The organism is Faecalicatena sp., assembly GCF_058819085.1.
Window position 1 is genome coordinate 129,584 of sequence record NZ_JBZUUL010000024.1, and the last position, 21,180, is coordinate 150,763.

A 21,180-nucleotide genomic window follows, 5' to 3' on the forward strand; every position below is an offset into this window, starting at 1 on the left:
TTAAAAATAAATTATGCGCAAAAAGGCATAAGATAGGAGTGTAAACATGGGTGTGTTTGATAAATTTTTGGACATCATGAAATTGAATGACGATGAGTATGATGATGATTTCTACGATGATGAATTTGATGATGACGATTTTGATGAAAAGCCTCGCCGTTCTCTGTTCGGTAAGAAGAGCAAAGATGAATACGACGATTTTGATATCCAGGACGATGATAAGAAGTTAGCACCAAGCAGCAAGGTGACACCGATGCGCCAGCCGGCATCCAGAAGGAATGCGAATATGGAGGTCTGCGTCGTGAAGCCGACTTCTGTAGATGATTCCAGAGAGATCACCGAGACACTGCTGGCAGGACGTACCGTGATCCTGAATCTGGAGGGGATGGATCTGGAGATCGCACAGCGCATCATCGATTTTATTTCCGGTGCTACGTTTGCGATCAGCGGAAACCTGCAGAAGATCTCCAATTATATTTTCCTTGTGACACCGACGAACGTAGATATTTCCGGCGATCTCCAGGATCTGCTGGGAGGTTCCATGGAATCAGCGAACGTCAGAGGAAGATACTAGGCAGATACATAAAGGAAACGGTCCATTTTCATATGTTAAAAGAAGAACAGCTATTGGAAAAGCGGCTGAGTGAGCTGTCAAGAACAGCATATCACCGTGACATCATTACCTATTCAGATTTCCTGAATCTGAATGAATTGAATATTTTACATTCCCTGCCGAAAGAACAGCTGTATACGAGGTATGTTACTTTCGGCGGCTATGATTTAGCAGAGCGTCAGATGGCAGCCTTTCTACCTGATGCTCTTTATTTGCGTGGGACTTATGAGGACGTCTCTGACGCCGGGTTCTCTGTACAGGAATATGATTATCCTTTCCATGCGCTTTCCATCGAGCCGCTGCATGACAAATATGCAGAAGAACTGACTCACCGGGATTATCTTGGAGCAATCCTGAATCTTGGGATTGAACGCTCCAAACTGGGGGATATTATTGTGGAGGGCAAGCAGGCCGTTACTTTTGTCCATTCTTCTCTTGGCAACTTCCTGATGAAGGAGCTGACCCGTGTGCGGCATACCAGTGTCCTTTTAAGGGAGATCAGCCTTGAGGATTACCATTACGCCCCGCGTTATGAGGAGATCAAAGGTACCGTGGCATCTGTCCGGCTGGACAGCCTGTTGTCACTTGCATTCTCTTCTTCCCGGACAAAGCTCACCGGGCTGATCGAGGGGGCTAAGGTATTCGTCAACGGGCGGCTGATGACCACCAACAGTTATCAGGTAAAGGAAGGAGACGTCATCTCTGTCAGGGGGATGGGCAAATTCCGCTTTCATGGGACCTTATCCCGAACAAAAAAGAACCGTATATTTGTGGTGATCCATAAATATGTGTAATCTGTATCTACTAATCTGTAAAAAGGGACAAACTATGGACAATAAAAAGACAAAATCAATTCAAAGCTATCTGTCAGCTGCAGGTTTGTGTATCCTGCTTGTGATACTGGACCAGCTGACCAAATGGCTTGCCGTGACACATTTAAAGGATCAGGCTGCTTTTGTAATCTTTAAGGGGGTATTTAAACTGGAATACCTGGAGAACAGAGGAGCCGCATTTGGGATCATGCAGAATAAGCAGATCCTGTTTGCTGTGGGCGCTGTTGTGATCGTTGCCCTGATCGGTTACGCTTATGGACGGATGCCGCATACCCGCAGATACTATCTGCTTCGGATCTGTGCTGTATTAGTCTGCGCCGGAGCATTCGGGAACCTGATAGACAGAATACGTTTAAACTATGTGGTAGACTTTTTCTACTTTGAGCTCATTGACTTCCCGATCTTTAATGTTGCTGACTGTTATGTGGTGGTTGCATGTATCTTGTTTGCTTTCTCCATCCTTTTCTATTACAAGGAAGAGGAGCTGAAGTGTTTTTCAGTAAGGAAAGGATCCGATTAAGATGGAAGAATTGTATTTTACCGCGGAAACATCCGGTGTGCGGATCGATAAGTTCTTATCCGATGCCATGCCGGATGTTTCCCGCTCTTATATCCAAAAGCTGATAAGGGACCAGCACATCGCGGTCAACAAAGGTCAGGTCAAGTCCAATTATAAACTGTCTGCCGGAGACGAGATCGAGGTGTCGCTTCCCGAGCTTAAAGCGCCTGATATAAAGCCCGAAGAGATCCCTCTCGACATCCTGTACGAAGATGACGATATCCTGATCGTGAATAAGCCAAAGGGGATGGTCGTACATCCGGCACCAGGGCATTACAGCGGTACTCTTGTGAATGCTGTCATGTTCCACTGCAGGGATAACCTGTCCGGCATCAACGGCGTATCCAGGCCTGGTATCGTGCACCGCATCGATATGGATACCACGGGCTCCCTGATCATCTGTAAAAATGACCGCGCCCATCAGGCACTGGCGGATCAATTGAAGGATCATCATATCACGCGCAGATATCACGCCATTGTACACGGAAATATCAAAGAGAATTTAGGGACCGTGAATGCACCGATCGGCCGGCACCCCGTAGACCGGAAAAAAATGAGCACCCATGCCCCCCATGGCCGGAATGCCGTAACTCATTTCCGGGTGCTGGAACGTTTTGGAAATTACACGTATATTGAATGTGAGCTGGAGACCGGGCGCACCCACCAGATCCGTGTCCACATGGCAAGTATCGGGCATCCGATCCTGGGAGATCTGGTCTATGGACCTGCCAAGTGCCCCTTCAAGCTCCAGGGCCAGACGCTTCATGCAAAAATACTGGGGATCACGCATCCAGCTACCGGAGAATATATGGAATTCGACGCTCCGCTGCCGGAATATTTCATAGATCTGTTAGAAAAACTAAGAAACCAATAGATAATATTAACACCTTCCCCCTATGTGCTTCTTAACCCTGCCGGGAGCAGAATCACATAGGGGGTTCTGTATAAATTGCACAAAAAATATAATTATTATTGTAAATATGTACTTCATCTTGTATAATACACATATAAGTTATCCAAAAAGGGTAATTATGCCTGGTTTGACGTAAAGGAGAGTGACTGAAATGAAAACAAACACAATAATAACAATCGGCAGACAATTCGGCAGCGCAGGACGTGAAATTGGACGTAAGGTGGCAGAAGACTTTGGGATCAAGCTTTATGACAAAGAGATGCTTGCAAGGGCTGCAAAGGAAAGCGGTATTTGTGAAGAGATTTTTGAGACACACGATGAGAAGCCAACGAATAGTTTTCTGTATTCACTGGTAATGGATACTTATTCTATGGGATATCCGGGTAATACATATTCTGATATGCCGATCAATCATAAAGTATTCCTGGCACAATTTGATGCGATCAAGAAGATCGCAGATGAGGGGCCATGTATTCTGGTCGGACGCTGTGCAGACTATGCACTGGAAACTTATGAGAATGTTGTCAGCATCTTTATCCATGCAGATCTCAATACCCGTATCCGCCGTATTACACGGATCTATGACCTTACAGATGCCAAGGCAAAAGATATGATCATTAAGACAGATAAGAAGCGCGCAAGCTATTACAACTATTATACCAACAAGAAATGGTCTGATTCAGAGAGCTATGAGCTGTGCCTGAACAGTTCCGAACTTGGGGTAGAAGGTACCGCTAAGGCGATCGAACAGTATATCGAATTGAAAGAGGGAATCGGCACAGGCCGCAAGAAGCTGTAGACTTGGCGGAGCTCTCATATATTGACCAATAAAGAGTACTGCACGAAAGAGACAGGGCTGCAGATGAAGGATTATATTTCATCTGCAGCCCTGTCTCTTTGCCTGTCCTTATCTTAGCTTATCCGGCTCTTCGCCATTAACGCACATGTGGGATCCTTTCAGGCCATCCTTTGATATTTCCATTTAAGATTGCATGGAACATTCTTTCCCTGACTCCTGGATGCTCCTCATTCAGCTGCTTTACAAGCTCTTTTGCATACTGCCTCTTTGTGTAGCCGTCCACAGGGCATTTGCTCTTAACAACCGGAAGCTCGTATTTATTTTTAAAACCGATCACGTCCATCTCATCCACAAACATGATCGGACGGATCACGGTCAGATCCATACGGTCCAGATAGGTCTTCGGCGAGAAGGAGTGGAAACGTCCCTCAAATATTAAAGAAAGCAGCATGGTCTCTATGATATCATCCTTGTGGTGCGCATACGCCACCTTGTTACATCCCATTTCTTTGACAGCCTCATTCAGGGCACCTTTTCTCATCTTTGCACAAAGTGAGCAGGGGTTAGACTCCTTGCGTACATCAAAGAGGATGTGATAGATGTCAGACTTTACGATACGGTACGGGATCTCAAGCTCTTTACACAGAGCCTGGATGGGGCTTAAGTCAAAGTCTTCAAATCCTAAGTCCACTGTCACTGCGCTGAGCTCAAAAGGCTTCGGGTAAAACCTTTTCAGGCCGTGCAGCGCATGAAGCAGGGTCAGGCTGTCCTTTCCGCCGGATATGCCGACTGCGATGTGGTCCCCCTCTTGGATCATATCGTATTCATCAACGGCTTTTCTTGTATAGCTAAGTAATCTCTGTAACTGCATCTTTCGTATCCTTTCATAGATATTTAAGTCCGCAGACCAGATATTGCGGACGTCTCTATTATAAATTCCCGGGCAGTGAAATACAATACCTATTTTGCGCTGGCAATCACTTCTTTGATTTGATACAATAGACTCAATATTACCGCTAAGCGTAAAAGAAGATTGAGGTAACCAGATGGAAGATCACAGCAAATGCAGTACACAACTATTTACTCCACCGACAGCCGCGTGGTTTCAGAAGTCCTTCGGCAGTCCCACTCAGGTCCAAAAGGAGGCCTGGCCTGCCATAGCATCAGGACATCCTTCTCTGATTAGTGCACCGACGGGAACAGGAAAGACATTATCCGCATTCCTTGTCTTTATCGACCGTATGCAGAAGCTTGCTTCAAAAGGAGAACTGAAAGAGGAGCTGTATCTGATCTACGTGTCCCCTTTAAAATCATTGGCAGGAGATATTCGTGAGAATCTAAATAAGCCGCTGGAGGGGATCGCGCATACAAAGGGCGGGGAAGACGCCGCTCAGATCCAGGTAGGGATACGGACCGGCGATACGCCCCAGAAGGACAGGCAGCGCATGGTCAAGCATCCGCCCCATATTCTGATCATTACACCTGAATCACTGTTTCTTATGCTGACCAGCAAAAGTGGACGATCGGTCCTAAAGACAGCAAAAGCGCTGATCATCGATGAGCTTCACGCACTGATCGATACCAAACGGGGCGCCCATTTAATGCTGTCCGCCGCCAGACTGGACCACCTCTGCAAAAATCCTCTGCAGAGAATTGGTCTGTCTGCGACCATTGAGCCCCTGCAAAGAGCAGCAGAATATTTGTCTCCGGAAAAGGCCAGGATCATTGCCCCATCCATGAACAAAGAGGTCCTAATCGAGGTGGATGGGCTGACACCATCTGTGGGAAGGAAAAAGGATCCGGTCTGGGAGGAGCTGGCGAAAAAGGTGTATGAACGCGCTCTTTCCTGCCGAAGTGTGATCGCCTTCTCGGAAGGACGCAGATATGCGGAAAAGCTGGCTTACTATGTCAATCAGCTGGCGGGGGAGGATTTCGCACGGGTCCACCATGGCAGCATGTCAAAAGAGCAGCGCGAGGAAGCGGAGGATGCCCTTAGAAGCGGCTCGCTGCGCCTTTTATGCGCCACCTCCTCCATGGAACTGGGGATCGATGTGGGCGACATTGACCAAGTCCTTCAGGTAGGCTGCCCACGGACCATCTCCAGCACGATGCAGCGCCTCGGAAGGGCGGGACACAGTCCGGGACGGGTCAGTGTGATGTATATGTACCCGCGCACCTCCCCTGAGACGCTGTACTGCGGCATGACGGCACAGATTGCTAGAGAGGGTAAAGTAGAGCAGGCGAGGCCTCCAAGGCTCTGTCTGGATGTGCTTGCCCAGCATCTTGTCTCCATGGCCGCTGTCTCTGACACTGCGCCTGCAGCCGGAAGATCAAAGAAATCTGCACAGGCTGTGGCGGATACCCCTGCAGCGCAGAACCATACACCGCAGAAGAAAACAGAGGATGCCCGGGGTGTGGCCTATACGGTAGATGAGGTGATGGAGATTTTATCCCGCACCTATACCTTCCGCGAGGTGACCAGGCAGGATGTGACCGCTGTTTTGAAAATGCTGGCAGGCGATTACGAGCATAAACGGGAGATCCCGGTACGCCCGAGAATCCTGTATGACCGGCTGCATGACCGTGTCTTTGCCGATTCCTACAGCCGGATGCTCGCCGTAGCCGCCGGAGGAACGATTCCTGATAAGGGGCTGTACACGGCGAAAACAGAAGAGGGCGTAAAGGTGGGAGAGCTGGATGAGGAGTTTGTCTATGAATCTCAGCGTGGAGACCGTTTTATTCTGGGTGCCTTTGCCTGGAAGATCGTAAGCCAGGACAAGGATACGGTCGTGGTAACACAGACCAATGCAGACGGCGCAAGGCTGCCCTTCTGGAAAGGGGAGCTCAAAGGAAGGGACTTAAAGACCAGTATGGCCTTCGGCCGTATCATGCGGAAGCTGTCCGAGGCAGAAAAGCGCGGCATGCTCAGGGAAGAGTTAAAAGAACTGGGGCTGGATGAAGCCGCACAGGAAAATACTGCAGATTTTCTGTACCGCCAGAAAAAAGCCGCAGGACTTCTGCCTGATGACCGGACCATCGTGATCGAGCACTTTAAAGATTCCACAGGCAATCACCAGGCCATGGTCCATGCACTGTTCGGGAGACGGATCAACGCACCCCTTTCCCTTTTGATGCAGGATGCCGTCCGCAGGAAGCTGAACTTAAATGTCGGCTGCGTGGATGAGGAAGACGGAATCCTTCTGTATCCTTACGGGGATGAGACTGTACCGGAAAAGATCCTTTTTTCCATTGATCCGGATACTGTCAGAGATACATTAAGCGCTCTGCTCCCAGTCACCCCGGTATTCAGTATGACCTTCCGCTATAATGCGGCCAGAGCGCTCATGATGGGGATGAAGCAGAATGGGAGACAGCCTTTATGGATGCAGCGTCTTCGCAGTACAGAAATGCTGGAAACGCTGATACAGGAGCCGGACCACCCCCTGATACGGGAAACAACGAGAGAATGCCTGGAGGATCAGTGGGATATCGACGGACTTCTTACGATCCTGAACGGGATCTTAAGCGGGCAGATCGCGGTCCGGGAGGTTTACCTGGATCTTCCTTCCCCCATGTCTCTTCCGATGCAGTGGCGCGTGGAGGCCGCAGAAATGTACGAATATACGCCGACCACACCGGGCATCCGTCAGGCCGTCTATGACGAGCTCCATGAGATGGAAAAGTTAAAGCCCTCGGCCCGGGAGTTAAAGAAAGTGCATGAGAGGAAAAAAGTTCCCGGGAATGCAGAAGAGCTCCACACATTTTTAATGATCGAGGGCGATGTCTCGGCGCAGGAATTAGCTGAAATCTTTAACATTTCTCCTCAGCCGTCCACTTCTGTGCCAGACGATGGGAGCGTATCCGGGTGGCTGGAAGAGCTGGCCGGGCGGGGACTGGCAGAATATATTGAACCGGGACTCTGGATCGCCTCTGAGCAGAGCCGGGAATATGCAGATGCGCTGTCCGGACAGGATCCCAAAGCGGCAATGCATATCATACGGAGACTGCTGTATTACCGTGGCCCATTCTGCGCCGAAGAGATCGAAAGCCGTTACCTTCCGGGCGAAACAGCATGCATAAAGGACTGGCTTAAGGTTATGTGTACTCAGGGGGAGATCGTGGAGGCAGAAGGGTTTTATTATCATGCAAAACTGTATGACCGGGCCAGAAAAGCAACCATCCGTATCCTGCGTATGGAAGCCGTGACACAGCCTCCTGAGCATTATGCCGCACTGATGGCCGATAAAGTCAGGATCAATGCCTCCTCCATGGATCAGTTAAAACAGACTGCATCCCTGTTCTGCGGACAATTTTTAAATGTGGCTTATTGGGAGAATATCGTTTTTCCGAGAAGAGTCCATGAATATCGGGAAGGACTGTTAGACAAACTTCTTACAGAGGGAGATTTTTTCTGGAAAATGTCTCCGGACAAGACGCTTTCTTTTTTCCGGTACGAGGATATCGACTGGGATCACGTCAGCCGGGATCCTGCCGGCGGAGATCATTCAGAGACACAGGAGAGCGGACATGCAGCGCTTACCAAGGAAGAAAGTATTGTCTACCAAGAGTTAACACGTCGCGGTGCAAGCTTTTTAAAGGCCCTTTCCAAGATTCCCGTGACCGGGGATCTCCGCGATCTGCTCGTTCAGCTGGCAGAAAAGGGGATGGTATGTGCAGACAGTTTTGTCCCGGTGAGACAGTGGCTGAACAAGGACAAGCTGAAAAAGGCAACGGCAAGACAGCGGGTGAACGCGAGAGTTGCCGCACTTTCAGCCGGTAGATGGGACCGGATCCATCCGTTGAAAGAGAAAAGCTTAGAAGAACTGCTGGAAGAATTTTTCCGGGAGAATATGATACTCTGCCGAGAGACCTTCCGCCGTTCACTTGCCTTAAGAGAAAATACAGATCCAAGAGGTCCTTATGGGTCTGCTGACTGGAGCCAGGCCTTAGAACTGCTTCGGATCTGGGAGATCACCGGCCGTGTCCGCAGAGGGTATTTTGTGAAGGGACTTTCCGGTGCACAGTTTATCAAAAAAGAAGAATATGAAGGCACCATGAAAGCACTTTCAATTCCTGAGGATGAGATCATCTGGCTCAATGCCGCCGATCCGTCTCAGATCTGGGGGAAGGTGCTGGAGCACAGGGAAAACAGCTCTTTTTTAAATGTCCCCGGAACCTGCGTGGCCTTACGCCGGGGGATTCCGGTCATGGTGCTGGAACGTCAGGGAAAGATCTTAAGGGTATTTGACGATGCAGATGCAGAACATGTTTTGAAAGAATTTGTCTATGCCTTCCGGAAGAAAGCAGTCTTTCCTGAGAAGAACCGGATCACGGTCCAGGAGTATCCAGGGGAAATGAAAGACGTATTAACGAATGCGGGATTTGGCAGGGAGATTATGAACTATGTCCTTTACAGATAGGCGTCCTGGAGCTTTTTTGCCTTTTCACCGGATATCTGCTATACTAAAGCAGTATCTTGCAGAGTAGCAGGGAAAGAAAGAGGTATCAGGATGTCTGATCATAAACTCCGATTGGGAATTGGATTCGCAACCGGCCGGAAAGCATTTCGTAAAGTTATGAATTCCTATATTTACAGTTGGAAGGAATTTTGTAAGAAAAACAGCCTGGATCAACAGGTGCAGCTCAGTCTCTTTGTCGCATACGATTTATCCTATGCTAATACGCAGTCTACCGATTATACGAATTTAAGCCAGGATATCGTCGACTCCTTTGAGGAGATTATATTTTTAGACGAAAAGACTACAAAGCGGGAGGTCTTAAGGCTCGTGGCCGAGAGAGGGATTACGGATGCAGATGCCAGAATGATATTTGCATCCGGATATGCCGGCAAACGTAATGCAATCCTGTATGCTGCAATACAGCGGCATCAGGATTGTTTATTATTTCTGGATGATGACGAATATCCCGTTGCAGTCACACACAATTCGGGCACCTGTCTTTGGAGCGGACAATATGTGATCCCGATGCATATCAAAGAAATTGTGAATGCGGATATCACCAATGGATATCACTGCGGATACATCTCACCAATCCCGCGGATACGGTATAATGACATCCTGACAGAGGATCTGTTCCGGCGTTTTATTACTGCAATCAGTAATGACGTGATAAACTGGGATTCCATCCAGTCGATCATGAATAACGGCGGTGTTACATACGCCAGTGCCCCGGTACTGGCATATAAGAGAACAGAAGAGGTACCAGAGGAGCATCATTGTAAGTTCATTACCGGCGCCAATCTCTGTATCAATCTGTCAAAACCGGAGCGTGTGTTTCCCTTCTATAATCCTCCGGGGGCACGGGGAGAAGATACCTTTCTGAGTACGCTGCTCACTGACAGTAAAGTACTTAGAATTCCCTGTTATGCCTTCCACGATGGATTTTCTGCGTACAGACATCTTCTGGACGGGGTTCTCCCAACAGAGCTTGATTCCATCTCTTCTGAATCCGGAAAAATAGTCTTAAGATTCTACAATGCATGTATCGGCTGGGTGCGCTATAAGCCTCTGCTTCTTTATATCACAGACCAGAAAGAATATGAGGATAAGATCCGTTTTATCCAGAACGAGCTGGAAGAGATAGTGCCCCGGATCAGCGAATATTTTGGCTGTGAAGACTTTCAAAAGCTTATCACGGAATTTCATAAATATAGTAAAAATGCAAAAAAACACTTCCAGAATTTTAAAGCAACCCAAAAATCCTGGAAGAAGATCATGGAGCTTTTTTCAACTCCTTCTTAAGGCTCCCTAAGCTTAACAGCTCCTGCCGCCTGCCTGCGCCGGTTCTCATCAATTGCAGCGTAGTGCTTTTTCGTTGTATTTACGTCCTTATGGCCCAAAACATCTGCCACAAGGTAAATATCCCCCGTTTCCTTGTACAAAGCCGTACCATAGGTGCTGCGCAGCTTATGGGGGGTGATCTTCTTATTCGGCGTGATCTGGCGCGCATACTTCTTCACCATATTCTCAACCGCCTGAACACCGATCCTGCGCCGCTGGGTGGACAAGAAGAGGGCATTTTCATGGCCGGAGAGGGGAGTAACCGTCTTCCTGGTGGTATAGAGATACATCTTTAAGGCATTCTCAACCTCTTCACCAAAGTATACAACCATCTCATTGCCGCCTTTCCTGGTGACCTTAACACCATTATTCTTAAAGTCCACATCTTGGATATCAAGTCCCACACATTCAGAAACCCGAATACCCGTTCCCAATAATAAAGTAATAATTGCCAGATCCCGGTTCTTCGTCTTTTCATAATATACTTTACGCTGACCGGTCAGGTCATCGCCGCCATGTTCAATATAATCCAGCAGAGAGGCCACCTCATCCGTATCCAAACGTATGATCGCCTTATCATGGAGCTTCGGCATATCCACAAGTAAGGTCGGATTCTTTTCAATTACCTGGCGCTTGAAAAAGTAGGCGTAGAAGCTTCTAAGAGCCGACATCTTGCGTGCAAGGCCTTTTTCCGTGTTCGTGATCTGTTTGTCCTCAGGCCCCTTATAGACCTTAAGATATTCCTGATATTCTTCAATATCAACAGGTTCGATCCGTTCCAAGTCCTTCACAGTAAACTGATCCATGGTATAATTCTTATAGACCGGATTATTCTCCATTAAGAAATGAAAGAAAACGCGGATATCATAGGCATAAGAAATCCGGGTCTTAGCAGACGTCTTAGGTTCCATCGCCCTGAAATAATCCCTGGCAAAGGGAGGCATCGTCCTAAGGATCTCCCTGAGCCTTAATGTATAATCTATATATTTCTGTTCGTGATATGTCTTAGAATCTTGTCCTGACATCTTAAAAATTCCTCCTTATTAAGCCTTCAAAGCCTTGCAGTTGAGCTGATTATAGCATTTCCTGCCTTTTTTGTCCATATCTTTTGGAAAAATTAGTATTTGTCGTATAGATCTGTTTGAATAATAAGGTGGAGCCAGTTTTTGGGATCACTCCCTCCAACTGACTCCTGGGTGAGTTTATATATCAATACATAGGGATGTATATTGATACCTGAATCTATAAACAATGAATCAACTAATAATCTGAATCTCAAAACACGTCCTGCTGTATGCTGCAGCTGGGCTCAACTGCAAGGCCGCAGCTGTATCACATTACTTTTTGAACTCTGTGTCATTATATGCGACGATCAGGTTCTGTCCGGCTTGAATATCATCTGTATCAAGGGAATTGATCTCCTTTAAAGCCTGTACATATTCTGGTACGGATTCATAATCCTCAGTAATATATGCCTTGGCAATATCCCATAATGTATCTCCTGGCTGGATCTCAATACTTGTATAATACTTAAAATTAGCAGGGCTCTCTGCATTCCCTGCATGTGCAGAACTTAAAATGTTCCCAAATAAAGCACATGCACCAAAGACAAGAAAAACAGTAAGTATGCACAAAATAAGCAGTCTTATAACATGATCTGTACTGTTGTCTCTGCGGCTTCTTCTCATTGCTGCAGTCCTGACAGCAGCTGTTCTGATGTGATTCCCCTGGCTATTCATATTGCAGTTCCCCCCTGATTCATCTGTTGTACTCGTGATCCCTTTGCTTCGAACATGTGTTCCTTACACTTGATATTATATGACACGAACACATGTTTGTCAATAGGTTTTCTAAAAAATCCGAACATATTTTCGTAACAAGTGTTTGCTTTTTATTGTTACCTATGGTACTATACTTATAGACTAATCTGGAAACAGGATATAGATAATACAGCATACTGTATGTCAAAAAGGAATGTTGGTTTAAATCCATATAATATGGATTTAAACAGAATGAGGAGGTTCATTATATGTCACAGGGAAAGATCAGTAAGAAGCAGCTTGAGATATTAGAATACATAAAGTCACAGATACTGGAGCGGGGATTTCCTCCTGCTGTGCGTGAGATCTGTGAGGCTGTGAATCTTAAGTCCACGTCTTCTGTTCACTCTCATCTTGAGACACTGGAGAAGAACGGATATATCAGACGTGACCCTACCAAGCCCAGGGCGATTGAGATTTTGGACGATACGTTTAATTTAACGAGACGTGAGGTGGTGAATGTTCCCCTCATCGGCCGCGTTGCCGCAGGCGAGCCGCTCCTTGCGCAGGAGAACATAGAGAACTATTTCCCGATCCCGATGGAGTTCATGCCGAATAAGCAGACCTTTATGCTGGCTGTCAAGGGAGAAAGTATGATCAATGCAGGGATCCTGGACGGGGATATGGTACTCGTAGAGCAGGCGCAGACCGCTTCTAACGGCGATATGGTAGTCGCTCTCATTGAGGACGGGGCCACTGTTAAGAGATTTTATAAAGAGGAAGGTGTATACCGCCTCCAGCCGGAGAACGATTACATGGATCCAATCATCGTAAAAGAAGTTACCATCCTTGGCAAGGTGATCGGCGTGTTCCGCTTCTTTTAGTGAACGCTTCTGATAGTTATGTTAGTTAGTATAGGATATTGAGATTCCTATGTCTCTATATCAGAAATACGGCGTATCAGTTACAGGGTCTTATCCCCTTCTCTGATACGCCGTATTTTCTACTCTTCGCTGTCATCTTGATCTTCTGTATCTGATTCCGTATCCATCGTTGTTTTCCTATAGAGCCTGCGGATATGCTCCGCCGTAATCTCGTTGATCTGGGGCGGGACCACATCCGGCCGTGCCAGATAATACCCCTGCAGGTAATCCGCACCCAATTCGATCACCTTATTTAACTCTTGTTCCGTCTCGATTCCCTCGGCAATCACCTTGATATCTCTCTCCCTGGCATAGGAAATCGTATTTTCCACAATCTTCTGCTTATCAATATTTTGATGGATCCCAAGGATAATCTCCCTGTCGATCTTAATATATTTGGGAGCCAGTTCAATCAGGACCCGTTCTCCATTGTAACCGCTGCCGTAATCATCCAGGGCAAAATCCGAATTCCATCTGTTTACGATCACTCGTTTGACGTCCATGGCCTCCTTATTGGCCTGTGAATCCTCCGTGATCTCAACGACAAATCGGTCCAGATAGCCCTTGCACTCTGTTTCTATGAGTTCCAGGGTCTGATTACTCAAACGATAATCTGCAAGTGAATTGATAAACACCTTGCATTTTGGCGGAATGATTTGGTTTAAGACATGCTGTTTAAAGGCCCTGGTGGCAAGTTTCCATGTCAGCTCTTCTATCTTGTCCAGTTTATGCTCTTCCCGTGCAAGTGAGAGGATATCTGCAGGACTACGCAGGGTCGGCATCGTTCCCCGCATCAAAGCCTCATATGCAAAAATCATTCCTGTATGCGCATCCACGATAGGCTGGAAGAAATATTCCACCTCCTCCCGCTCTATCAGCTCTGTCAACTCACGGCGGTTCTGCGAGATATATTCCTCACTGTGGTACGCACCGATGTCAAAGCTGCCGATCTCTCCTTTTGTAGAATGTTTGATCTGGTACATCGCAAAATCTGAGTACTGAAGCAGCTGCTCATAGTGCCTGGAGTCCCGCGGATACCATGAGATTCCCCCTGACATCTTGAGATTCAGGCGCTGCATCGGAGGCAGGATGATATATTCTCTGGCAATTCCTTCCCGGAACGTTTCGAGCAGCCTGCTAATCTCCCGCTCCGACTCGTACCCATAGAAAAACAGATAGAATTCATCTCCTGAAATACGGGCAATGACGGTCTCCTGGGGAGTGTACTTTCGGAAACTTTCCGCCGCTGCCTGAATATATTTGTCACCGTAATCATGTCCATACTTGTCATTGATCTGCTTTAGATTATCCAGATCGATCATGATAAGGGCCGCCTTTTTCAGATGCTCCTCACCCTTTGCAAAAAGCTGGTGCATCATACGCTGGAATGCCCTCCGGTTCTTTAACCCGGTCAGCAGATCATGGTCTCGTTCATGTTCCAAAAGCTGCTTCTCCTGAATGGTTTTTGTAATATCCTCCGCTACGCCGACGATCCGCTGCTCATCCAGTTCAGAGTAGCTCAGGCGAATATATGTATCCCTGTCTTCATAGGGGACTTTAAAAAGTGCATATCCATCCCCTTCTTCTTCCTTATAAACATCAAAGAGCTTCATTTCTTCCTGAAACGAATGGATATCTAAAGTCTTTGTTGAGATGGAAGCGTCCCCGAAAATATTGAAAAAACCATCCGTTAAGAACAGAGCTTCATGCTTGAAATCTAACTCAAAACCAGCGATCCGTACACTGGCCTTATTCAGGATCTGCGCAAATTTTGTTGCAGAATCGATCACATCACTGCTCAATCTTTCAATGGAACGCTCCAATTGGTCAAATTCGACGATATTAGTTCTGGGCAGATGGATCTTCTTCTGTGTATTCATCCTCTGCATACTCTTTGAGACGGCATAGATCGGCCTGGAGACCATAAAGCTTACAAGGATACTTCCGCCGGTCCCGATGATGATCGTAAGCAGGATCGCCACTGCCAGGTAGTGCAGGATCTTCCGCGAAAATCCCGTAATATCTCTTTCCCTGACAACTCCTGCAAGCTCCCACCGGTCCGATTCAAAAGGTCCGTTAGAGTCATATAGCTGCAGGTGCTTTGTGTCAATATACTGGTTTCCGTTTTTTGTCTCAATATACCGGTATCCTTCCTTGGATGTCTGGATGTGAAGCTCCCTGCCTTGGGGAACAGATTCCTGGTCTGATGAAAAGATCGTCTGATAAGTTCCATCCTTTTCATTTTTTACTAACAGAAGGTACGCAGCATTCTTCCCGTTCATTAATTCCTCGCTTGGAAGCATCGCTGCAAGGTAATCCAGAGTAATCTCCATTCCCAGTACTCCATAGACTTTTCCCGTAGAAGTAACCAGAGGGACAGAATACGAGATCAGCTTCTTATCATCGTCTGCCATCACATGGGGCTTCCCCCAATATCCCACCTCGGTCAAAGAGTCTGCCTTCGGGTTTAATAATCCCTGCTTGTATGGATTTAAGAACAGATTCCTCGCCTCTATATTATCCTTTGGGAACTCAAACTGGGGTTTCCATGCACTGTCCGTGGCAATATCCAGACTATGTACAAGTTCTACGGATCCTCTTTCGATCAACAGGTCACTGTTGCGGAGAGACGGGCTGGTAGATGGATCTAGATCCCGGAAATAAAGCCCGGGCTTTGAAAAGGTTTCTTGATCCCTAAGCAGATCAGGATCGCTGGTGTTAAAAATAACAAAAGTGCCTGTCACTTTATTAGAACGGAGCATTTCAATCAAATATCCTGAAATTTCAGATACGAGAGGATAACACTCCTCTGAACTGCTTCCGATCTTTTCAAGGTCAAGCACCCCTTTTTCTTCCAGCTCTTCTGCCTCTGCATTGATCAATGCAGCGGTATAAGAAACATTAGACCAGCTGTTTAACATCTCATTCTCTAAATAGCTGCTTCTGTTCTCGACCTTGCCCTGGACGATACCGCGTGCGTTTTGATTCAATTCCTTTATCGTTCCCCCGTAAATGAAGGTTCCGGATAACAGGATTACTTCCACTAAAGTAAGGAGGATCATGGGAATCAGTATTCTTTTTAAGATAGGCTGTGCCTTTCTGGTCTTCATACGCATTCTCATCTCCTCCTTTCCATTTCACTATATTCAAATTGTTTTGATCACCCTTCAACCAGAGCTTTGAGTGATGTGTAGGTTTCCTGATACCACGTCTCGAAGTTTTCATCTGTATCGAATCGGCCTGCAGCCTCCTCTCTGGAGACTCCGCTTTCTATCAGCTCCACAACTGCAGCCCTGTCAGCAGCAGCCTTATCTGAGAGGGAATATTCCAGGATGTTGCGGGCATCTGTGCCGTTTTTAAAGGCCCGGGTCGTATACAGGGTATTATCCTCTATCTGCTTTAAGGATGCATCCAGGACCGGAATGACGCTGTCATTGGATCCTTTCATCTCCCGGTTGATCATCTCCTTTTTATTCGCTTCCTTTTTCACCGGGAGATACCCGGAAGAAACTGCAAACTGGATATTCCTGTCTGCTTCGGTAAACCATTTCAAAAATTCGACAGAAGCTTCTATTTCTGCTTTGTTCTCCTTCTTCATAACGACCATGCCGGCACCCTGCTGGACCGCATAATCTCCGCCGTCTTTAAATTTGGGGCATTCAAACGCCTGCATCTCGATGGGATAAGTGTGTTCATCATCCAGAGTCACCTGTTTCGGAAAAAATGTCGCACCGGCTGAGGATCCTACAAAAGCCAGGATATTGCCGGTCTTGATATCATCGCTTCTGAATTTTCCGGAAGATGCAAAATATCCGTTCACATAAGGCACATAATAATTATCCCAGAGTTTCCTTATGACTTCTTTGTCAAAATTCAGCTGTGGTCTGCCGTCCTTCACAGAGAAAATTTCGGCTCCCAGTTCACGTGCACCAATGATAAAGTAATTTGCCACAGCATCCCTTCCGAAAAATGCCTTTCCATCCTCAGGAGTATCTGTCAGACTGTCAGTCCATTCGTAGTATCTGCGGGACGTGTCGGTAATCCCTTCTATTGTGAAAATGTCATCTAATGTAACACCGCAGGCCTTCGAAAACTTCTCCCAGTCCGTCTTGTTCAGCATAAAGATCTCCGTTGCCTTTGCAACAGGAAAGATCTTCAGACTGTCCTCTGATGAGAACCTTCCCTCGTCAATATAGCTGTCCATATACTCGCCGATCTCATCGTCAGTCATGTATCCTTTCAGATCCACAGCCATCCCCTTCTCGTCCACAGCAAATGCTGTATCTGCATAGGCAGCGAAAATATTGGGCACTTCCTTGGCTCCGACTTTTCCGTCGATCGAGGCCAGAACGTTCTCCTCCAAATCCGCAACATTTCCCAGACCAGAAGCCTTCACCTTGATTCCAAGCTCTGTTCCCTCACCTTTATTAAACTCAGAAACAAGCTGGTTAAAGGCATCCTGCTGTGCACCGTTATAATAGTGCCATACTTCGATCGTCACTGGCTCCTTCGGATCCAGAAGGCTTTTCTTTCCCTTGGATGAATCACTCTTTTCCTGAGAAGAACAGCCTGCCGTAACCAAAAGTGCTGCGGCTGCCAACAGACTTACGCCTGTCTTTATCATGCGGTTCATAAACACATCCCCTGTCCGTATTTTATAGTGTTGCTATATCAACATCCTTACCGTCCCGCCATATTCTCTCCAGATCGTAAAAAAGCCTGTTCTCTTTATCAAAAATATGCACGATGATATCACCGAAATCAAGAAGCACCCAGCTCCCTGTTCCCTGTCCCTCACGCTGTTTCAGCTGAAAACCTGCCTGATGCAGAGATTCCTCCACATGATCGACTAATGCATTCACCTGGCTGTCACTGTTTCCGTTAGCAATGATAAAGTAATCTGCCAGAACGGAAACTCCTGAGATATCAATGATCTTGATATCCTCACCCTTCTTTTCATCCAGCGCCTTAAACGCAATTCTGGCCATCTCCTTCGCCTGTTCCATAAATGCTCTCCTTTCTTTTTATTTCTTACTCTTATAATATTTATATGTCTCAACTGTCATAGGATCGATCTCTCTGCCGGCATTCTCAAGGTAGGCGATCGTTGAGGCCGCACTTAAAACGACTGCCCCGTCAAGATCTGTAAATGCTGTTCTGCGTACCTGTGCCAGCCCCGGGATCTCCTGCCGTCCCGGCTCGATATAATCTGCAATATAAATAATCTTCTCCAGCAGTGTCATGTCCGGCCGTCCGGTCGTATGATAAGTCACCGCATCCAGGACCATCCTGTCACTTATATGATATTCATGCTCCGCCAGATATGCACCCAGACGGGCATGGATCAGTGCAGGCATCAAAAGCTCCGAATCCTTAAGCGGGATCTGATATTCCCTGCACAGCCGGATCTGTTCCCTTCCAGAACAGAATTTCCCGCAGTCATGGAGCAGACCTGCAAGCACTGCCTTTTGAATATCCCCGCCATGGCACATGGCCAGCGAGGAAGCAGTATACATAACTCCAAGCGTATGCTCATAACGCTCACTTTTCAGCTTCTTCTCCAATTTTTTGCGAATTCCCGTTATATCTGTCATAGCGATCCTTCCTTACCTGTATAAATGATGTTCTTTGATATAATCTGCCACCGCATCCGGCACCATATAGTGTACTGTCAGCCCTTTGGCCGCTCTTTTGCGGATCGTAGTGGAAGAAATCTCCAAAAGAGGAGCGCGCAGAAGCTCAATATCAGCACCATATTTTTCACGAAGGTATTGGATCTGTTTCTGCATGTCTCCGATATCCTTATCGTCACGCATGGCTGCCAATATCGTACAGGTCGGGAAGATCTCCTTGAAATATCTCCACTTTTCGATAGAAAACAATGAGTCTGCCCCCAGGATAAAATAAAATTCATCTCCCGGATACAGTTCATGAAATTCCAGCATGGTCTTATACGTGTAAGAATGAACCCCTTCCTTCGCCTCGTGCAGGGAAATCTTAAAGTGCGCTGCTCCCCGTATCGCTGCCTCCACCATCGCGACCCGGTGTTCCAGACAGGTGTCCATCTCATCCGTGTCCTTATGCGGCGGGTTTCCGTTGGGCAGAAACCAGATCTCATCCAGATTAAATTGTTCGAAGGCAAATTCACCCAAAAGCAGATGTCCGATGTGGATCGGATCGAACGTGCCTCCCATGATACCTATTTTCATAATATCCCCCTATGGAAGGACAATTTTTTTCTTATCGTCCTTTCCTTCTTTATATAATACGATCTTCTTGCCGATCACCTGTACGACCTGGGAGCGTGTCCTCTCGGCCACCATCTCAGCCAGCTCTCTCGGATCATCCGCACAGTTCTGGAGGACGCTGACCTTGACCAGCTCCCTTGCATCTAATGCTTCTGCGATCGCCTGTGTCAATCCTGGTGTCATACTGGATTTACCGATCTGGAAGATCGGATCCATTGTCATTGCAAGACTCTTTAAATATGCTCTCTGTTTTGTCGTCATTTTTCATTTATCTCCTATTTATAATAATCAAACTGTAATCCATACATCTTGACGGTATCGCCCTCTTCGATACCAGCCTGCTCTAATTCCTCCAGGATTCCGGTATCCTTCAAGAACTTCTGGAAGAAGGCAAAGCCCTTCTCGGAATCCAGATTAGTGTACCCGAGCATTTTCTCGATCTTCGGCCCTTCTACCACATACAGGTCTCCCTCTTTCTCTACAGTATAAGGCAGATCTTCGTAGATCAGCTCATCCTCCGGGAAATATTCCTGCTCGAAAACGATCGGCTCGGAATCTAAGTGCTCAAGCTGTTCGCTGACATAATAAAGCAGCTCGTTGATCCCCTGTCCCGAAACGCCGGAGATGGAGAATACCTTGATCCCCTTCGGCTCGAATTCTGCCTTAAGACGTTCCACCGGATCTTCGTCCTGGCTGTAGATCAGATCTGTCTTATTGGCAGCGATCACCTGCGGACGTTTGGCGATCTCGGGATTATACGCCTCCAGCTCTGCATTGATCTTGTAGATATCCTCCACCGGATCACGGCCCTCTGAGCCGGCCGCATCAACCACATGGATCATCATCTTGGTACGCTCAATGTGGCGCAGGAATTCATGTCCCAGCCCCACTCCCTCGGAGGCGCCCTCAATCAGACCGGGGATATCTGCCATAACGAAGCCCTTCGCACCCTCCAGGTCTACGACCCCAAGGTTCGGGTTCAGTGTGGTAAAATGGTAATTGGCGATCTTCGGGTCCGCATTGGTCACCCGGGAGAGCAGGGTAGACTTTCCAACATTGGGGAAACCGATCAGCCCTACATCTGCGATCACCTTCAGCTCCAATGTGACCTCAAGCTCCATAGCCGGCTGTCCCGGCTGGGCATACTTTGGCACCTGCATCGTTGAAGTTGCAAAATGCTGGTTCCCAAGGCCGCCCTTGCCGCCTTTTAATACGACCTGGCGTTGATTATCGCCGGACATATCCGCGATGACCTTTCCCGTCTTCGCTTCTTTAACAACGGTACCTTCCGGGACTCTTAAGACCAGGTCACTGCCGTCCTTCCCGTGGCAGCGGCGCTTACCGCCCTCTTCCCCGTCTGTTGCCGCATATTTTCTTTTGTGTCTGTAATCCACCAGCGTATTCAGGCCCTTATCTACCTCAAATATAAGGTCTCCGCCCCTCCCGCCGTCTCCGCCGTCCGGGCCGCCGTTCGGTACATACAGCTCTCTGCGGAAGCTGCAGTGGCCGTCTCCGCCCTTGCCGGATCTTATCATAATCTTAGCTCTGTCTGCAAACATAATATCTATATCCTCTTCTTAATCTTACTTTATTTTCCAGTTTTCAGAATCTTTTTTATTATATCATAACATGTCCATTTTTACTATGAATAATTCTAGTACAAGGAAGTTTCCTTCATCAAAAAAGTTACTGTTCACGCGCACCATTTTCAGGCAATAAAATTGTAACTTAT

The 21,180-nt window shown here is 47.2% G+C and carries 18 protein-coding genes; 8 read left to right on the forward strand and 10 right to left on the reverse strand.

Translation table 11 applies throughout. The annotated features are described in order from the left end of the window. The first annotated feature begins 46 nt into the window (after positions 1-46). From AC4OGX_RS12035 to AC4OGX_RS12055, 5 genes are all read left to right on the forward strand, one after another. Positions 47-574: a cell division protein SepF gene (locus AC4OGX_RS12035; RefSeq protein ID WP_493330750.1), complete on the forward strand. Its 528-nt coding sequence runs from the start codon at positions 47-49 to the stop codon at positions 572-574. Between the two features lie 32 nt (positions 575-606). After that, positions 607-1,407 (forward strand): YlmH/Sll1252 family protein, encoded by an 801-nt coding sequence (locus AC4OGX_RS12040; protein ID WP_493330751.1) that lies wholly within the window; start codon positions 607-609, stop codon positions 1,405-1,407. Between the two features lie 34 nt (positions 1,408-1,441). Next, complete coding sequence (gene lspA / locus AC4OGX_RS12045) at positions 1,442-1,966, forward strand: signal peptidase II (protein ID WP_493330752.1); 525 nt, start codon at positions 1,442-1,444, stop codon at positions 1,964-1,966. A 1-nt stretch (position 1,967) separates the two neighbouring features. Beyond that, positions 1,968-2,879, forward strand: a complete 912-nt coding sequence (locus AC4OGX_RS12050; protein WP_493330753.1) for an RluA family pseudouridine synthase — start codon at positions 1,968-1,970, stop codon at positions 2,877-2,879. Positions 2,880-3,069: 190 nt separating this feature from the next. Next, positions 3,070-3,717: a cytidylate kinase-like family protein gene (locus AC4OGX_RS12055; RefSeq protein ID WP_493330754.1), complete on the forward strand. Its 648-nt coding sequence runs from the start codon at positions 3,070-3,072 to the stop codon at positions 3,715-3,717. 136 nt (positions 3,718-3,853) lie between these two features. On the opposite strand, the gene AC4OGX_RS12060 is transcribed toward AC4OGX_RS12055, so the two are convergent. Next, positions 3,854-4,588 (reverse strand): tRNA lysidine(34) synthetase, encoded by a 735-nt coding sequence (locus AC4OGX_RS12060; protein ID WP_493330755.1) that lies wholly within the window; start codon positions 4,586-4,588, stop codon positions 3,854-3,856. A gap of 175 nt (positions 4,589-4,763) precedes the next feature. Here AC4OGX_RS12060 and AC4OGX_RS12065 point away from each other — a divergent pair, with 175 nt between their 5' ends. Together AC4OGX_RS12065 and AC4OGX_RS12070 are read left to right on the forward strand one after the other, a co-directional pair. Beyond that, positions 4,764-9,137 carry a DEAD/DEAH box helicase gene (locus AC4OGX_RS12065; RefSeq protein ID WP_493330757.1) on the forward strand — a complete coding sequence of 1,458 codons (4,374 nt, stop codon included), beginning with the start codon at positions 4,764-4,766 and terminating at the stop codon, positions 9,135-9,137. Positions 9,138-9,227: 90 nt separating this feature from the next. After that, positions 9,228-10,478, forward strand: a complete 1,251-nt coding sequence (locus AC4OGX_RS12070; RefSeq protein WP_493330758.1) for a hypothetical protein — start codon at positions 9,228-9,230, stop codon at positions 10,476-10,478. Here AC4OGX_RS12070 and AC4OGX_RS12075 read toward each other — a convergent pair. Further along, complete coding sequence (locus AC4OGX_RS12075; RefSeq protein WP_493330759.1) at positions 10,475-11,542, reverse strand: tyrosine-type recombinase/integrase; 1,068 nt, start codon at positions 11,540-11,542, stop codon at positions 10,475-10,477. The genes AC4OGX_RS12070 and AC4OGX_RS12075 overlap by 4 nt on opposite strands. A 312-nt stretch (positions 11,543-11,854) precedes the next feature. After that, entirely contained in the window at positions 11,855-12,256 is a 402-nt protein-coding gene (locus tag AC4OGX_RS12080) for a LysM peptidoglycan-binding domain-containing protein (RefSeq protein WP_493330760.1), read from the reverse strand. Positions 12,257-12,546: 290 nt separating this feature from the next. Between AC4OGX_RS12080 and lexA the strand changes: the two genes are divergently transcribed. Further along, entirely contained in the window at positions 12,547-13,161 is a 615-nt protein-coding gene (gene lexA / locus AC4OGX_RS12085; RefSeq protein WP_493330761.1) for a transcriptional repressor LexA, read from the forward strand. 119 nt (positions 13,162-13,280) lie between these two features. On the opposite strand, the gene AC4OGX_RS12090 is transcribed toward lexA, so the two are convergent. The 7 genes from AC4OGX_RS12090 to obgE are packed head-to-tail and all read right to left on the reverse strand — an operon-like array spanning position 13,281 to position 21,007. Beyond that, entirely contained in the window at positions 13,281-16,316 is a 3,036-nt protein-coding gene (locus AC4OGX_RS12090) for an EAL domain-containing protein (RefSeq protein WP_493330762.1), read from the reverse strand. A 44-nt stretch (positions 16,317-16,360) separates the two neighbouring features. Next, a complete protein-coding gene (locus AC4OGX_RS12095; protein WP_493330764.1) occupies positions 16,361-17,833 on the reverse strand; it encodes an extracellular solute-binding protein in 1,473 nt (490 codons plus the stop codon). A 22-nt stretch (positions 17,834-17,855) separates the two neighbouring features. Beyond that, on the reverse strand, positions 17,856-18,206 hold the full coding sequence (gene rsfS, locus AC4OGX_RS12100) for a ribosome silencing factor (RefSeq protein ID WP_493330765.1): 351 nt from the start codon (positions 18,204-18,206) through the stop codon (positions 17,856-17,858). 18 nt (positions 18,207-18,224) lie between these two features. Beyond that, positions 18,225-18,794 (reverse strand): bis(5'-nucleosyl)-tetraphosphatase (symmetrical) YqeK, encoded by a 570-nt coding sequence (yqeK, locus tag AC4OGX_RS12105; RefSeq protein ID WP_493330766.1) that lies wholly within the window; start codon positions 18,792-18,794, stop codon positions 18,225-18,227. A 12-nt stretch (positions 18,795-18,806) separates the two neighbouring features. Beyond that, on the reverse strand, positions 18,807-19,409 hold the full coding sequence (gene nadD / locus AC4OGX_RS12110) for a nicotinate-nucleotide adenylyltransferase (protein ID WP_493330767.1): 603 nt from the start codon (positions 19,407-19,409) through the stop codon (positions 18,807-18,809). A 9-nt stretch (positions 19,410-19,418) separates the two neighbouring features. Then, positions 19,419-19,709 carry a ribosome assembly RNA-binding protein YhbY gene (gene yhbY, locus AC4OGX_RS12115; protein WP_493330768.1) on the reverse strand — a complete coding sequence of 97 codons (291 nt, stop codon included), beginning with the start codon at positions 19,707-19,709 and terminating at the stop codon, positions 19,419-19,421. A gap of 14 nt (positions 19,710-19,723) precedes the next feature. Then, entirely contained in the window at positions 19,724-21,007 is a 1,284-nt protein-coding gene (gene obgE / locus AC4OGX_RS12120) for a GTPase ObgE (RefSeq protein WP_493330769.1), read from the reverse strand. Positions 21,008-21,180 lie beyond the last annotated feature (173 nt).

Coding starts and splice junctions, on each gene's coding strand:
- lspA (WP_493330752.1), top strand. CDS start 1,442: ATGGACAATAAAAAGACAAAATCAATTCAAAGCTATCTGTCAGCTGCA.
- AC4OGX_RS12070 (WP_493330758.1), top strand. CDS start 9,228: ATGTCTGATCATAAACTCCGATTGGGAATTGGATTCGCAACCGGCCGG.
- AC4OGX_RS12095 (WP_493330764.1), bottom strand. CDS start 17,833: ATGAACCGCATGATAAAGACAGGCGTAAGTCTGTTGGCAGCCGCAGCA.
- rsfS (WP_493330765.1), bottom strand. CDS start 18,206: ATGGAACAGGCGAAGGAGATGGCCAGAATTGCGTTTAAGGCGCTGGAT.
- AC4OGX_RS12055 (WP_493330754.1), top strand. CDS start 3,070: ATGAAAACAAACACAATAATAACAATCGGCAGACAATTCGGCAGCGCA.
- AC4OGX_RS12060 (WP_493330755.1), bottom strand. CDS start 4,588: ATGCAGTTACAGAGATTACTTAGCTATACAAGAAAAGCCGTTGATGAA.
- AC4OGX_RS12075 (WP_493330759.1), bottom strand. CDS start 11,542: ATGTCAGGACAAGATTCTAAGACATATCACGAACAGAAATATATAGAT.
- AC4OGX_RS12090 (WP_493330762.1), bottom strand. CDS start 16,316: ATGCGTATGAAGACCAGAAAGGCACAGCCTATCTTAAAAAGAATACTG.
- AC4OGX_RS12080 (WP_493330760.1), bottom strand. CDS start 12,256: ATGAATAGCCAGGGGAATCACATCAGAACAGCTGCTGTCAGGACTGCA.
- AC4OGX_RS12035 (WP_493330750.1), top strand. CDS start 47: ATGGGTGTGTTTGATAAATTTTTGGACATCATGAAATTGAATGACGAT.
- yhbY (WP_493330768.1), bottom strand. CDS start 19,709: ATGACGACAAAACAGAGAGCATATTTAAAGAGTCTTGCAATGACAATG.
- AC4OGX_RS12050 (WP_493330753.1), top strand. CDS start 1,968: ATGGAAGAATTGTATTTTACCGCGGAAACATCCGGTGTGCGGATCGAT.
- AC4OGX_RS12040 (WP_493330751.1), top strand. CDS start 607: ATGTTAAAAGAAGAACAGCTATTGGAAAAGCGGCTGAGTGAGCTGTCA.
- lexA (WP_493330761.1), top strand. CDS start 12,547: ATGTCACAGGGAAAGATCAGTAAGAAGCAGCTTGAGATATTAGAATAC.
- AC4OGX_RS12065 (WP_493330757.1), top strand. CDS start 4,764: ATGGAAGATCACAGCAAATGCAGTACACAACTATTTACTCCACCGACA.
- nadD (WP_493330767.1), bottom strand. CDS start 19,409: ATGAAAATAGGTATCATGGGAGGCACGTTCGATCCGATCCACATCGGA.
- obgE (WP_493330769.1), bottom strand. CDS start 21,007: ATGTTTGCAGACAGAGCTAAGATTATGATAAGATCCGGCAAGGGCGGA.
- yqeK (WP_493330766.1), bottom strand. CDS start 18,794: ATGACAGATATAACGGGAATTCGCAAAAAATTGGAGAAGAAGCTGAAA.